This is a genomic window from Hyphomicrobium denitrificans 1NES1, from assembly GCF_000230975.2.
Classification (GTDB): domain Bacteria; phylum Pseudomonadota; class Alphaproteobacteria; order Rhizobiales; family Hyphomicrobiaceae; genus Hyphomicrobium_B; species Hyphomicrobium_B denitrificans_A.
Map to the genome: position 1 here is coordinate 1908496 of NC_021172.1, position 13042 is coordinate 1921537.

Annotated in this window: 14 protein-coding genes; 6 read left to right on the forward strand and 8 right to left on the reverse strand. The window is 61.4% G+C overall.

Going from position 1 to position 13042, the window contains the following annotated elements; all coding sequences use genetic code 11:
• Positions 1–111 precede the first annotated feature (111 nt).
• The 3 genes from HYPDE_RS09085 to HYPDE_RS09095 are packed head-to-tail and all read left to right on the forward strand — an operon-like array spanning position 112 to position 3626.
• The gene (locus tag HYPDE_RS09085; RefSeq protein ID WP_244437577.1) at positions 112–2403 is read left to right on the forward strand and encodes a transglycosylase domain-containing protein; all 2292 of its coding nucleotides are present in this window, start codon (positions 112–114) and stop codon (positions 2401–2403) included.
• Positions 2404–2415: 12 nt separating this feature from the next.
• Positions 2416–3072: a DUF1214 domain-containing protein gene (locus HYPDE_RS09090; protein WP_015598136.1), complete on the forward strand. Its 657-nt coding sequence runs from the start codon at positions 2416–2418 to the stop codon at positions 3070–3072.
• Complete coding sequence (locus tag HYPDE_RS09095; RefSeq protein WP_015598137.1) at positions 3069–3626, forward strand: DUF1254 domain-containing protein; 558 nt, start codon at positions 3069–3071, stop codon at positions 3624–3626. Before HYPDE_RS09090 ends, HYPDE_RS09095 begins: the two co-directional genes overlap by 4 nt.
• Positions 3627–3642: 16 nt before the next feature.
• Here HYPDE_RS09095 and HYPDE_RS09100 read toward each other — a convergent pair whose 3' ends face one another.
• The 3 genes from HYPDE_RS09100 to HYPDE_RS09110 all read right to left on the reverse strand — a co-directional run bounded on the left by HYPDE_RS09100 (position 3643) and on the right by HYPDE_RS09110 (position 5139).
• A complete protein-coding gene (locus HYPDE_RS09100) occupies positions 3643–3825 on the reverse strand; it encodes a hypothetical protein (protein ID WP_015598138.1) in 183 nt (60 codons plus the stop codon).
• A 207-nt stretch (positions 3826–4032) separates the two neighbouring features.
• Positions 4033–4377 carry a DUF1491 family protein gene (locus HYPDE_RS09105; protein ID WP_015598139.1) on the reverse strand — a complete coding sequence of 115 codons (345 nt, stop codon included), beginning with the start codon at positions 4375–4377 and terminating at the stop codon, positions 4033–4035.
• A 33-nt stretch (positions 4378–4410) separates the two neighbouring features.
• Positions 4411–5139: a peptidoglycan-binding domain-containing protein gene (locus tag HYPDE_RS09110; RefSeq protein ID WP_015598140.1), complete on the reverse strand. Its 729-nt coding sequence runs from the start codon at positions 5137–5139 to the stop codon at positions 4411–4413.
• Between the two features lie 246 nt (positions 5140–5385).
• Here HYPDE_RS09110 and HYPDE_RS09115 point away from each other — a divergent pair, with 246 nt between their 5' ends.
• Together HYPDE_RS09115 and HYPDE_RS09120 are read left to right on the forward strand one after the other, a co-directional pair.
• Positions 5386–5763: a DUF5330 domain-containing protein gene (locus HYPDE_RS09115; RefSeq protein ID WP_015598141.1), complete on the forward strand. Its 378-nt coding sequence runs from the start codon at positions 5386–5388 to the stop codon at positions 5761–5763.
• 82 nt (positions 5764–5845) lie between these two features.
• Complete coding sequence (locus HYPDE_RS09120; RefSeq protein WP_041320252.1) at positions 5846–6274, forward strand: SufE family protein; 429 nt, start codon at positions 5846–5848, stop codon at positions 6272–6274.
• Here the strand turns inward: HYPDE_RS09120 and HYPDE_RS09125 are convergent, their stop codons facing one another.
• The 3 genes from HYPDE_RS09125 to HYPDE_RS09140 form a co-directional block, all read right to left on the reverse strand.
• Positions 6275–6847, reverse strand: coding sequence for a DUF6456 domain-containing protein (locus HYPDE_RS09125; protein WP_015598143.1), 573 nt, complete (start codon positions 6845–6847; stop codon positions 6275–6277).
• A 38-nt stretch (positions 6848–6885) separates the two neighbouring features.
• Positions 6886–7284, reverse strand: a complete 399-nt coding sequence (locus HYPDE_RS09130; RefSeq protein WP_015598144.1) for a helix-turn-helix domain-containing protein — start codon at positions 7282–7284, stop codon at positions 6886–6888.
• Positions 7285–7873: 589 nt separating this feature from the next.
• A complete protein-coding gene (locus HYPDE_RS09140; protein WP_015598146.1) occupies positions 7874–8275 on the reverse strand; it encodes a MucR family transcriptional regulator in 402 nt (133 codons plus the stop codon).
• A 353-nt stretch (positions 8276–8628) separates the two neighbouring features.
• On the opposite strand from HYPDE_RS09140, the gene HYPDE_RS09145 reads away from it, so the two are divergent.
• The gene (locus tag HYPDE_RS09145; protein WP_015598147.1) at positions 8629–10788 is read left to right on the forward strand and encodes a S9 family peptidase; all 2160 of its coding nucleotides are present in this window, start codon (positions 8629–8631) and stop codon (positions 10786–10788) included.
• A gap of 8 nt (positions 10789–10796) precedes the next feature.
• On the opposite strand, the gene HYPDE_RS09150 is transcribed toward HYPDE_RS09145, so the two are convergent.
• The gene (locus HYPDE_RS09150) at positions 10797–11996 is read right to left on the reverse strand and encodes a cytochrome P450 (RefSeq protein WP_015598148.1); all 1200 of its coding nucleotides are present in this window, start codon (positions 11994–11996) and stop codon (positions 10797–10799) included.
• Positions 11997–12215: 219 nt separating this feature from the next.
• Positions 12216–13007, reverse strand: a complete 792-nt coding sequence (locus HYPDE_RS09155) for a pentapeptide repeat-containing protein (protein WP_015598149.1) — start codon at positions 13005–13007, stop codon at positions 12216–12218.
• Positions 13008–13042 lie beyond the last annotated feature (35 nt).

The window sequence follows — 13042 nt, forward strand, 5'->3', positions numbered from 1 at the left end:
CTTGCAATGCGTCACGTGTTTTGGTGCTGAAGGGGCTTAAGCCCCCTTGCGTTGCAAGGCAAGTCTGGCCCCGCACGGCAAGTCTGGCGTGGCGGGGCGACGTGGCAAGGGATGACGGTCTTGAACGACTGGTTCTTCAGGCAAGGCGGACGCGACCGTTTCATCAACTGGCTTGCCATTGATTCGAAACTCAACTCGACGCTTGGCGAGAGTTGGTCTCGCATCAAGGATTATTGGAACGCGGGTTCGAGCTACTTCGCACGCTTCCAACTCGTCGGCTGGCGGCGGCTGTTGAACGAGTTCGCGTCCGAAGGGCTGACGATGCTCTTCGGCGGCTTCGTCGTGCTCTACGGCCTCGCCCTTCCCGCCTTCCAGGAATTCGATGAAAGCAAGTTCCAGACCGGCAAGTATGCGGTGACGTTTCTCGACGTCAACGGCAACGAGATCGGCAAGCGCGGCATCCTGCATAACGATGCGGTGCCGCTCGACCAGATTCCGGACGTCTTGATCAAGGCGACGCTCGCAACCGAGGACCGGCGCTTCTTCGAGCATTACGGTATCGACGTGCTCGGCACCGTGCGCGCACTTTTGACCAACGTACAGGCGAACGAGGTCGTGCAAGGCGGCTCGACGCTGACCCAGCAGCTCGCGAAGAATCTCTTCCTGTCGTCGGAACGCTCGCTGCAGCGAAAGATCAAGGAGCTGTTCCTCGCCTTCCTGCTTGAGAGCCGATACTCGAAACGGCAGATCCTGAAGCTCTATTTCGACCGTGCCTACATGGGCGGCGGCACGTTCGGCGTCGAAGCCGCGGCGCAGTATTATTTCGGCAAGTCGGTGCGCGACATCAATATGGCGGAAGCGGCGATGCTCGCCGGGCTTTTCAAGGCACCGACGAAATTCTCGCCTCTCGTCGATCTGGCGGCGTCGCGCGCCCGAACCAATCAGGTGCTCGATAATCTGGTCGAAGCCGGATACTACACGGCAGGGCAGGTTCATGCGGCGCGCATGAACCCGGCCAAGATCGCCGAGAACCGGACATCGACCAGCCCGGACTGGTTCCTCGACTGGGCCTACGAAGAAGTGCAGCGCCTGGCGGAAGGCAAAGGCCAGTATGTTCTGACGGCGCGCACGACCGTCGACCTGACGTTGCAGCGGCAGGCGGAAGAAGCGCTCAACGCCACGCTGAAGCGCAACGGCCGGGCCGATCATTTCAATTCCGGCGCCATCGTCGTGATGGAGCCCGACGGCAAGGTGCGCGCCATCGTCGGCGGACCGGACTACGGCGAAAGCCAGTTCAACCGCGCGACGCACGCCAAACGTCAGCCCGGCTCGTCGTTCAAGGTTTACGTCTATGCGGCTGCGATGGAGAACGGCTATACGCCCGACACGATCGTACGCGACGCCTCGCGCTCGTGCGGAAACTGGTCGCCGTCGAACTACGGCGGCGGTGGCGGCTCCGGAGCACGCATGCCATTGTGGCAGGCGCTCGCACGGTCGCTGAACACCGTTGCTACCGAACTCTCGTTTGCCGTCGGACGCGACAAGGTCATCGAGATGACGAAGCGGCTCGGCATCGATGGCGTCAAGAAGACGTGCTCGATGGCGCTCGGCGACGGCGGCATCACCGTCCTCGAACACACCGGCGGGTTCGCGACGTTCGCCAACGGCGGCAAGCGTGCGACGCCTTACGGCATCCTCGACATCACGACCTCGAAAGGCGACCTGCTCTATTCGCGCGAACGCGATGAGCCTCCGCCGAAGCAAATCCTTTCGCAGCACGTCGCCGAAGAGATGAACACGATGCTGTATCGCGTCGTCAACGAAGGGACCGGCGGCATGGCCAACCTCGACTTCACCAATGTTGCAGGTAAGACGGGAACGTCGACCGGACCCAAAGACGCGTGGTTCATGGGCTTCACCGGCAAGTATGTTGCGGGCGTCTGGATCGGCAACGACGACAACCATGCGATGCGTGCCGGTGTCACCGGAGGCCATCAGGCGGCACCCGTCTGGCACGACCTGATGACGGTCGCGCATACCGACATGAACATTCCGACGATCCCCGGCTTGGCGCCGCACCCGCGGCAGATCGAGGAGCAGCAGCGGCTTGCGGCGCTCAAGGCCGCGCAAGTTGCGGCCGGCATCGAGCCGACGAAAGCTGCCGACACGGGCAAGCCCGAAAGCATCATGCCGGACAAGACGCGTGCCGTGTTGAAAACACTGACGGCGGCACTGCGCAAAGCCGAGGGCGGCCCCGGCGAACCCGCGGCGTCGCCTGCTCCCTCCGGTGCGCCGCAGGATCCCGTGAAGGAGAAGCCGGCAGAGCGGCCCGACCGGCGCGCGACGCTTTTCGATTCATCTCCCGGCGAGTTGGCGACATCGCCCGCTCAGAGCGCGCAATAGGAGGACCGCCGGGTGGCGTCGATCGAACTCAAATCCTACGAGCCGCCGTCGGCCATGGGACTCGTGCGCAGCATCGTCGCGATCATCTTCCGCGCGATCAGCCTGATCACGGCCGTCGCGCTCGCAACCGGAGTTGGCGTCTGGTCCAGCCGCTATATGATATCCCGAGGGTCGCCTCTTTCCGCCGACATGTACGGCCCCTGGCAACACTGGCGCGACCTTGGCCGCGAAAGCGCCGATCCTTATTCGAAGGCGCATCTTGCATCGACAGGAAAGCTCAGGATCTCGGCCGACAGCGCCGGCATTTTCGAAGCGCGCACCGACTCGCAAGGCGCGCGCCTGCACTCATCCTGCAATTATAAGATCGAGGGCGCGAGCCTGCCGGGACTTTGGTGGAGCCTTGCGGTCTTCGATTCCCGCGGACGGCTGATTCGTAACGACGCAGACCGCTACGCGTTCACCGCCGATACGATCGCACCCAATCCGAACGGATCGTTCGTCGTCACGCTCGGCCGGGACGCGCGCCCGGGCAACTGGATTCCGACGGGCGGCGCAGGACGCCTCGTTCTCGTCTTCACCGTGCTCGATCCGGCGAACGGTCTCTCCGACGAGCAGCGCGCCGAGCGCAACAAGCGCCTTCCCGTCATCACGCGGGAGAGCTGCTCATGAGCTTCCTCAAGCGCATCGACTGGCGGCTGCTGCTGATTTTCATCCTAGTCGCACTCATCGTTCACATCGTCGCGACCTTCCTGGCGGTCAACGATCAGCGCGGAACGGCATATACCCGGCTGGCAAATCTTCTACCGCACAACACGATGACGATCGTCGGTCCTGTCGAGCCGCATCAGACGCTTCTGCCGTATCTGTCGCCGGACGCACGTTATGCTTTCTGTCCGTTCGATACGGCGGATACGACAATGCGCGTTCATGCGCTGCTGCCCGATCTCGGATGGACTGTCGGCGTCTATGCTCCTGACGGCACCAGTCTTTATTTTGCGGCCGCTTCGTCCGAGCGGGAGACGACGATCAATCTCTCGATCATTCCCGCCGACGATCGCTTCCTTGGCTTGTCGGGCGAAGCTCAGCAAGCTGCCGATACCGACCAGACCATCGCGGCGCCGAAGGGCTTCATCGTCGTGCGCGCCCCCGACAGGGGCGACCCTTACCGCGCCGAGACGCAATCCGTCCTTGAAAAGGCGTCGTGCGCCGTGCGGCGGACTTAACGACCATACCTGACCGTCAGTCTTCGATCGCAAGCGTGTCGCGGCGCGGCTTACCCTTCTTCGATTTTTCCGCTGTCGGCTCCTCAGGCCGTTCGTACCGAACACCCGGAAAGAATACGATGTCCGCTGACCCACCCGCGTTCGCCGGCAAAGCTTCGGTTCGCCGCGGCGCGCTCCTGAATTCCACGATTGTCGCCATGCGTGGCCCTCCAATACACGGAGATCACTCCGTGCATGCGGCTCCCCCGTCATGAGGCTCTTCGACCACCGCCGTTATGACACCGTACTAAAACGGTCGCGGCGAGAATGCGTTGTGGCCGCTCGAATCAGCGCACGATTCGATTAGGCTCGCGGAGCCATTAATGGAGTGTAAACCGGTCGACGCAGCTCGCCGCGCACCTTGCGACTATGGCAGCAATTCATCACCGAGGAAGTTCCGCCCTTCGCGATCCTCAATCTCGACGATCCAGAGATCGCTGTCGAAACTCGCCTCGCGCTTCAAAAGCGTCTCGGCCTCCGCTTCCGGAACGAAGCCGCCGTCGAAGCGCGACACCCAGCGCCGGTCGAGGTCGGCATCGTCGAGACCTGCAGGCGCCGGTGCGTAGACGGCCGTCATCGCGTCCTGGCGAACGACCTTGATGAAGATCGCACCGGCATCGTCGTCGCCGTGGCGCGCAACGACGCCACTTGCACCGTTGACCGCACAGCGGCGCAAATAAGCTTTGACCCAGATTTCTGATTTGAGGCGCATGCCCTCACGTTAGCAGCAAGCGGAACGCGGAGCCTAGCGCGCAGCGGAGCGCGAAGGCGCGGCACGATGCGCCTTCGCCTGTCCCTGCAGCCGGATCAGGCGGCTCATCATGGGCCCCGAGATACGGCCGCTCGGCTTGAGCTTCTGCTCGGTTTCGAAGTCGCGAATCGCACGCGCAAGCTCCGGCGTCAGCGTGCCGCCAGCAACGCCCGTCTTGTAGCCGAGTGCATCGAGTTTCTGCTTTACGTCCCGCACCAGCGCTTCGCCGTCGGGTGAGATCGTTTTCCCGGGACGGGCGCTGTTCTGCTCGAGCGAGGAGGAGCCGAGCACGATCTGGCTCAGCAGCGGCTCGCTCGGCTTGCCGGTCAGCACCAGACCGTTGTCGTACTCGTAGGCGAAAATCGCGGCCCGCGTAACAAGCCCGGCAACGCCGTCTGGCTGGCCGACATCGTAGCCGCGCGCGTCAAGCTCACGCTGGATACCCCGCGTAACCTCGGCGGTATTGACCTCGTCCTTCTGCGGTGCGGCCGGAGGATCGGTCGGTCCCGGCAGCGGTGGCGCAACCGCCGGAGGCGACGTCGGGCCGAGAGCCAGTCCCGGACCTTCGACCCATCCGCCGCGCGGCGGCAGCCCTCCGGTCTCTATCGCACTTCCTTGGCTGGCTCCTGGCCCCTTGCCTTGAAATGCCGCCATGTTGACCGCGACGCTGAGCGTCATCAGCACGGAAGCGCCGATTGCGATCTTGCGGTCCCATCCGGTCATGTCTGAGCGGCTCCCGTTCGCCTCTGCGGGGTGTCGAGGCGACTATGGCGGCCAGCCGTTAAGGTCTTCTTAACTGTCGAAACGGCGCTCCCGGAATGCAAAGTATTTTATTGAAATTTGCCTCAAATTTGCATCGAAGACAGTTCGAATTGTACCGCACACGCTAGCGCGATCTTGAATTGCCTTTGGTATGACATCGCCACGGGGAGACCTCTTTCTCTCCGTCAGCTTTGCGAAGGTCGAACCATGGGCTTGTTGCGTATAGCCACAGTCGTTGCCATCGGGGTTGCCGTGCTGCCGTCCGACCACGACCAGCAGCAGCGCCTCTACGAGCGCGCCGGCGCCACCGCGCAGTGGGTCGTCACATTCTGCGACCGCAACCCGGCAACATGCGCCAAGGGTTCGGAGTATTGGTCGCAATTCGTTGCCAAAGCCCAGTTCGGTGCCAAACTCGCCTACGACATGATGCGCGATAGGCATGGCATCGGAAGTGAGACGGCTACGGTCGATCATGATGATCGGCCGTATAAGCCGGCCGTCCTTGAGCGCGAGATGGGAACGCTGACGCCGCTCGACAAAGAACCGGTGTGGCGCGGCAAAAAAGCAAGCAAAGGCAGCATCTGAGGCCAATTCAAGCCTTGCCCCGGCGGGGTCCGGCCACTTATTTCTAGGTGGCGCCCGATGAACGGGCTGCTTGGACTTTCCGATGACGATTGACGACATCCGCGCCGATTTCGCGCTCCTCGACGATTGGGAGGACCGTTACCGGTACGTAATTGAGCTCGGGCGAGGGCTGCCGCCATTGCCTGAAGAGCTGCGGACCGAAGCGAATAAAGTCCGCGGTTGTGCCAGCCAGGTCTGGCTTGCGACGAAGCCCCTCGTGAACGGGGGAGCCGGGAAAGCCAACAGGATGGCGATGCAGGGCACGAGCGATGCTCTGATTGTTCAGGGCCTGATTGCAGTGCTCTTCGCCATCTACGAGGACAAGACCTTGGACGAGATCGTCAGGACCGACGCCCAAGGCATCTTCGCGGAACTCGGGCTCAGCGAGCACCTGACACAACAGCGTTCGAACGGCTTGGCCTCGATGGTGAAGCGCATTCACATGGATGCCGAGATGATGCTCGCGGCCTGATCACACTGCATCCTGCTCGATCGCCGGACGATAGTCGCTCGTGCCCCAGTGACGGACGCGGACGGGCATTGCGCCGAGCGGCCTTTCCTCTCTCAGTAATCCATAGTGCCGCGCAAGTTGGCGCAGCGCAATCTGCAGGATGATCTTGCCGGAGCGCTGTGGCCATCCGCTCGCTTTCTCGCTGGCTTCGAGCCCCTTCAGGTGACAGCAAACGTCGATCAAGACGCCAGCCAAATCCGGCCCGACGCTCGAAAGCGCACGCCGCACGCGCTCGCGCGCCGCGATAATGGAATCGCGCATGTCAGGCCCGTGGTCCGGCGCACTCTTGCCACCTCCACCGGCACCGAGCAGCAGCGACCAATTGGCAGTGACGCGCGGCGTCATCTGAGCGAACCAGAAATCGGCCCTAAGGCGCTCGCCGGCGTCCACTTCTTCGTCCGACAGCATAGGACGCCCGCCCTTGTCCTTGCGTCGCGCGAGCCACGCCAGAGGGCTTTCCTTCAGGTCACGCTCGGGCGCGTGATGCAGGCCAGTCTTTGCTGCCGAAGCCGCAAGGCATCGTCTCGTTGCCATCGTGTCACCTCATGCATTGATTGCGTTTGCCGCGAGCGTCAGTGCGGTCGCTTTTCGGCGCGCATGACGAGTGTCGGCAGCGCCCAGCCGAGAAGATCCAAGGTCCGATCCAAGACCGGATCGTCGCGCCGATACTCGACTTTCAGGCACCCATAGGAGACGGTCGTGCGATCTCGGCCGAACATCGCACCGACATCGGTGAGCGTCATTCCGCAGGAAACGTGCGCGAGATACATCGCAATCTGACGCGCAAACGCAATGTCCTTGGCGCCGCGCGTCCCGTGCCACAACGCGCCGGTCTCGAGACCGAAAACGCTCGACATCGCAAGATCGAGTGCGAGACGCGCCTGCCGATAGCGCTGCTGTTCCGCGGCACCTGGAAATGCCGGACCCCGTTGGCGCGTCTTCAATGCCAAGTTGCGAGAGACTTCAAGCATGTGTCTTTCTCATGGATTGAACGGTTCCTCGACGCGCCATGCGCTTCCTCGTTACCGGCGCCGACCCGGTGGAGCTTTGTCGTCTGTCGCAACGGCAATGGCGGAGAGGATAGGGCCCGCACGGACAGCGGGGATAAGTTTTTTTACGCACGTCCACGTTCACCTTACCGGCAAGACATACCTGCAAACTTATCCCCGTGCCGGTGAGCTGCAGCACATTGCGGCCACATGCAACATAACGTTTCGATACGGAACATCACGATACGGACAAACGACTCCGTTGCCGGTCGCTTCAATTCAAAGGCCAGATATATCGACGACCAGCAGCGCTTATTGCCGCTGTGGCCGCGCGAGATGGCGGATCGAAGTCTCGAGGGTCGGGAGAAACTTATCGCGGCGCTTGACCGTGCGCTGCGGAGAGAGCGGTGTCATGGCCGGGCAGGCCATCCCGCCTACAACCTCGAACGTCACGCGTCACTCAGTCGGATGTTGAAGGAGGAACGCGCGGCGCTCGCAGTGCTTCTATCGCGCGCGCACCAATCGCAGCGCCGGCAGCCGTGCGAGTGAAATCTCGGCAAGCGATAAATTATTAGCGCCGCGTTCCGAGGCCCATCTTCTTGGCGAGCTGCGAGCGGGCGTTGGCATAGTTCGGCGCAACCATCGGATAATCGGGCGGCAAGCCCCACTTCTCGCGGTATTCCTCGGGCGACAGGTTGTAGTGCGTCCTGAGATGCCGCTTCAGCGATTTGAACTTCTTTCCGTCCTCAAGACAGATGATGTAGTCGGGCATCACGGATTTCTTGACCGCAATCTTCGGTTTCGTTTCTTCGCGTTCCGGCGGGGCGCTGCGTCCGGCGGCACGGCTCAGCGCGGCATGGGTCTCCGCAATCAGCCCAGGCAAATCCGTCGACGAAATTGAATTGTTGCTGACATAGGCGGCGACGATCGTTGCAGTGATCGTCACGAGTTCAGGCTGGGCCGGGCTATCCATCGGTATGTCGTCCGCTTTTTCTCTCTGGCCAGTTTCCAAGGCAGGCATAGGAGACGGGTAGAGCTTGGCTTTGAGGCATACCGACGGCTTAGATCTTAGCCATATTTCGATATTGTCTAAGCCACTACAGAATTGAACTCACTTTCACTTATGAAAGCTTTGACTACAGGTGATCTTCATTGTCAATTGGTGGCTCCCACCACTTTACGGCATCACTAATGCTTGGCCCGAGGCGCGCTCAATTGTGGCGTTGCTTCATGCTGGCACCTCGTTGACGAGGACGCACAACGGGTCAAGAAACCGTCCGACGCCAAACTGCCCGGCGGCTCCTGAATGAAAGGCTCCCTATTCCAATGACCGCGCCGATCGCCTCCGCTTCCGTAGAACAGGATACCGCGGCCGTGCAGGCCGTACCGCCGGTGGCACGACGCGTGCCCGTGACGGCGACGCATCATGGCGTTGTGCTCGTCGACGATTACGCTTGGCTCCGTGCCGGCAACTGGCAAGAGGTGATGCGCAAGCCTGCAACCCTCGCGACTGACATTCGCGCGCATCTCGAAGCGGAGAACGCCTACACCGACGCGATGCTCGTAGATACCAAGGCGCTGCAGGAAACGCTGTTCCTCGAGATGAAGGCGCGGCTCAAGGAGGACGACCGGCAGGTGCCGCAGCCGGACGGACCTTTCGAATACTTCCCGCGCTTCGTTAAAGGCGGACAGTACCCCCAGCTTTGCCGGATACCGCGCGGCGGTTGCGCGGACGATGCGCAGGTGCTTCTTGACGGCAACGCCGCAGCCGAAGGCAAGAGCTATTGGGACCTCGGCGGCACGGCACATTCCAACGACCATACGCTGCTTGCCTATGCGACCGACGACAAGGGCTCGGAGCTTTATACGATCCGCATCCGCGATCTCGCGACCGGCAAAGACTTCGGCGACGAAATTCCCGACACGCGCGGCAGCCTCCAGTGGGCCAACGACAGCAAGACGCTGTTCTACATCAAGGTCGACGAGCATCAGCGCCCGCTCTTCGTCTATCGCCACGTCATCGGCACGCCCGTCAGCGATGACGTCCTGGTCTACCAGGAAGAAGATTCCGGATTTTTCGTCGGGCTGTCGGCGACGCAATCGCAGAAGTTCATCCTGATCGATATCCACGACCACGAGACAAGCGAAGTCCGGCTGATCGATGCTGACGATCCGCTGGGGCAGCCGCAGGTCGTCGCGCGGCGGCGCGTCGGCCACCAGTACGATGTCGAGCATCATGGATCGCACCTCGTGATCACGACGAACTCGGACGGCGCGGAAGATTTCCGCATCGTAACGGCGCCGGTGAACGCTCCGAACGAGGCGAACTGGCGCGAGATCGTTCCGCACAAGCCCGGCCGCCTGCTCATCGACGTCAACATCCTCGCGAACCACATGGCGCGCCTGGAACGTGAGGAAAGTCTGCCGCGCATCGTCGTGACGCCGCTGAAGACCGATGCCGAGGGTGACCTGCTCGACCGATCGGGAGAGCATTCAATCGCATTCGACGAAGAAGCCTATGCGCTTGGCCTGAGTGCGGGCTACGAATACGATACGACGCGCATCCGCTTTACCTACTCGTCGCTCACGACGCCTGCTGAAACCTACGATTACGACATGACGACGCGCGAGCGGGCTCTGCGCAAGCGCCAGGAAGTACCGAGCGGGCATAATCCGGCCGACTACGTGACGCGCCGGCTGTTCGCGCCAGCCAGCGACGGCGAGCTTGTTCCCGTTACCCTGCTCTACAAGAAGACGACGCCGCTCAACGGTTCGGCGCCGCTGTTCCTCTACGGCTACGGCGCTTACGGCATCTCGATGCCCGCGTCGTTCTCGACGGCGCGGCTGTCGCTCGTCGACCGCGGCTTCATTTTTGCGATCGCGCACGTTCGCGGCGGTAAGGACAAGGGTTTCCGCTGGTACACCGACGGCAAGATGAAGAAGAAGAAAAACACCTTCACCGACTTCATCGCAGCCGGCGAGCATCTCATCGCACAAGGCTTCACACGACGGGGACGCATCGTTGCAAACGGCGGTTCGGCGGGTGGGATGCTGATGGGCGCCGTCGCCAATATGGCGCCGGATCTGTTCCTCGGCATTATCGCCGACGTGCCGTTCGTCGACGTGCTGAACACGATGCTCGACAAGGATCTGCCGCTGACGCCGCCGGAATGGCCTGAGTGGGGAAATCCGCTGACGAACAAGGACGACTTCGACAACATCCGCAGCTATTCGCCTTACGATAATGTCGAGGCGAAGCGTTATCCCCACATCCTGGCCTTGGCCGGCCTGACCGATCCGCGCGTCACCTATTGGGAACCGGCGAAGTGGATCGCGAAGCTCCGCACGCTCAATACAAGCGACAACCTCGTGCTGCTGAAGACAAACATGGGTGCGGGCCACGGCGGCGCCTCGGGCCGCTTCGATGGGCTGAAGGACACCGCGTTCAACTTCGCCTTCGCGCTGAAGGTGGCGGGATTGGTGTAACGCGGGCCTTACCTGCTGATCACGGGCAGGCTGGCGATGGCCCGGATACCGGGCCGCGCCCGCCATCGGATTTCAGTCTCGGGCACGGCCAGCTCGAGCTTGGGCCAGCGTGTCAACAGAGCCTCCAGCGCGCATTTGCCTTCGATCCGCGCGAGCTGATGGCCGAGGCAGAAATGAATTCCGGTTCCAAAGGCGAGATGGCGGTTCGGGCGGCGATCGAGATCGAGCTTCTCAGGGTGTTCGGATTCTGCCGGATCCATGTTGGCGGCCACAATCATCGCCATGATTTTGTCGCCGGCCGGCAAGCGGACGCCGCCGAGTTCAATATCCCTCCGGATATAACGCGGTTTTGAGAACTGTACCGGCGAGACGAAGCGCAAGAACTCTTCAATCGCGAGATTGATCCGGGACCAATCTTCTTCGAGCCAATCGCGCCGCTCGGAATTGCGTAGGAGTTCGAATACCGATCCGCTGATCAGGTGCGTCGTCGTCTCGGTGCCGGCGCCGAGCAGCAGGAACACCATCGAGACCATCTCATCGCCGCTGATCCTGCCACCCTCCTTTTCGACACGGACAAGTTCGGCGATCAGACCTTCACCGCCATTCTTGCGCGCGACATCGAGCTGCCCTTCGAGATAGCGCTTCATGGAAACCATGGCCGGAATCAAACCGAAAAAACCCATGAGATTGGTGAGCCGCGTAAAACTGTTGCTCCATGCCATGAAGCGCGGCCGATCGGCCTCAGGCAGCCCTAGCACTTCGCAAATAACGGCGAGGGGGATACGCCGCGAATAGCGATCCACCACGTCGGCAGGGCTGCCGTCTGCGAAAAGTTCATTCGCCAGGGTGTCCGTGATTGCGCGAATGCGCGGCTCCATGTCTAGGATGGCGCGACGGCGAAAGGCTTCGTCGACGATCTCCCTGAGCCGTGTATGGTCCGGCTCGTCCATGGTCAGCATGTTGTTTGAGACAGCGCGGACAATGCGGGGCATCCACCAACGGAGGCCTGCAACCGGCCCACCGTTCTTCCTGAGCGTGAACGTCTCGCTATCCTTCAGGACGCGGCCGGCAAGCTCGTAAGTGGTCGTGATCCAGACTTTGCCGACAATGGGAAAATGTATCTCGGCGACAGGCCCCATGGCGCGCAGCGGAGCGACGGCCGCGGCTGTATCGCGAAAAAATTCCTGGTTTGTAATGTCGATCTTCATTTTCGCACTCCCGAGCCCGCATGATCTTCGAGCAGGTGGCTGGGGTATGCGCTTCCGATGCCGGAATAATGACATCCAACGGCAATGACGTCGCCCACGCAAACAGGCTCGTCACACGCAATAGAAGCTTCTCCAAAAACAAAAAGGCCCGCAGATTGCGGGCCTTTCGTTTCAAGGAGCAGCGCTAGGCTGTAATCGACTCCAAGTCGCTTGGTCCGTTCACTGCGTTGTGGAAGGGAGCCCTTTCGCCTTGTCCCAGTTCTTCGCGCCCTTGAGATTTTTAATTCCGCCCACGTTCGCGGACGTGAAGTCGGCATTCACGAGGTTCGCGCCGCTCACGTTGGCGCCTTCGAAGCTGGAACCGCCGAGTTCGGCGTCATCCAAGTTTGCCCCGGTCAGGTCTGCATCCTTGAGGGAAGAGAATTCGATCAGAACGCGATGCATGTTTGCGCCGCGGAACGATGCGCCGTCGAGCGTTGAGTTCTTAAAGGTTCCCCGCATCAGTCCCATCGACTGATTGGCTTCGTTGGGCGACAGGTCCGCCTTGTCGAAAACAGCGTTTCGCAAACTGGCTTTGCTGAAATCGCCCGCAACATGGGCACCTGAAAAATCTACGCGTTCGAGATCGGCGCCTTGAAGCTGCGTTTGGAACAAGCTCGCGCCTCTCAGCTTCGCGCCGACCCATTTCGAATTCAACGACCAGGCGGAATCCAGATTTACGCCATCGAGGTTCGAGTTTGAAAAGTCCGTATGCATCATGTGCGCCGCCTGAAGGTTGACGCGGCGAAGATCCATGCCGGACAGGTCGAGGCCGTTCAGTGCCTTTCCGGAGAGGTTGAGCTTTTTGCCCGGCTGCAGCTTTCCGATTGCTATGGCGATGTCGGCGCGGCTCATCTCAGCCTTCGTGTAAGCATCGGAACTTAAATCGACCATATCGGTCATGCTCTGCGCGGCCAGCGGCGATGCGCCCAAAATGATCGTGAGACCCAAAATTGCGATCGGCGGCTTCATGTTATCCTCCGAAAATCTATGCTTTCTAAAGGACC

Coding starts and splice junctions, on each gene's coding strand:
- HYPDE_RS09085 (WP_244437577.1), top strand. CDS start 112: ATGACGGTCTTGAACGACTGGTTCTTCAGGCAAGGCGGACGCGACCGT.
- HYPDE_RS09095 (WP_015598137.1), top strand. CDS start 3,069: ATGAGCTTCCTCAAGCGCATCGACTGGCGGCTGCTGCTGATTTTCATC.
- HYPDE_RS09100 (WP_015598138.1), bottom strand. CDS start 3,825: ATGGCGACAATCGTGGAATTCAGGAGCGCGCCGCGGCGAACCGAAGCT.
- HYPDE_RS09105 (WP_015598139.1), bottom strand. CDS start 4,377: ATGCGCCTCAAATCAGAAATCTGGGTCAAAGCTTATTTGCGCCGCTGT.
- HYPDE_RS09110 (WP_015598140.1), bottom strand. CDS start 5,139: ATGACCGGATGGGACCGCAAGATCGCAATCGGCGCTTCCGTGCTGATG.
- HYPDE_RS09115 (WP_015598141.1), top strand. CDS start 5,386: ATGGGCTTGTTGCGTATAGCCACAGTCGTTGCCATCGGGGTTGCCGTG.
- HYPDE_RS09120 (WP_041320252.1), top strand. CDS start 5,846: ATGACGATTGACGACATCCGCGCCGATTTCGCGCTCCTCGACGATTGG.
- HYPDE_RS09125 (WP_015598143.1), bottom strand. CDS start 6,847: ATGGCAACGAGACGATGCCTTGCGGCTTCGGCAGCAAAGACTGGCCTG.
- HYPDE_RS09130 (WP_015598144.1), bottom strand. CDS start 7,284: ATGCTTGAAGTCTCTCGCAACTTGGCATTGAAGACGCGCCAACGGGGT.
- HYPDE_RS09140 (WP_015598146.1), bottom strand. CDS start 8,275: ATGGATAGCCCGGCCCAGCCTGAACTCGTGACGATCACTGCAACGATC.
- HYPDE_RS09145 (WP_015598147.1), top strand. CDS start 8,629: ATGACCGCGCCGATCGCCTCCGCTTCCGTAGAACAGGATACCGCGGCC.
- HYPDE_RS09150 (WP_015598148.1), bottom strand. CDS start 11,996: ATGAAGATCGACATTACAAACCAGGAATTTTTTCGCGATACAGCCGCG.
- HYPDE_RS09155 (WP_015598149.1), bottom strand. CDS start 13,007: ATGAAGCCGCCGATCGCAATTTTGGGTCTCACGATCATTTTGGGCGCA.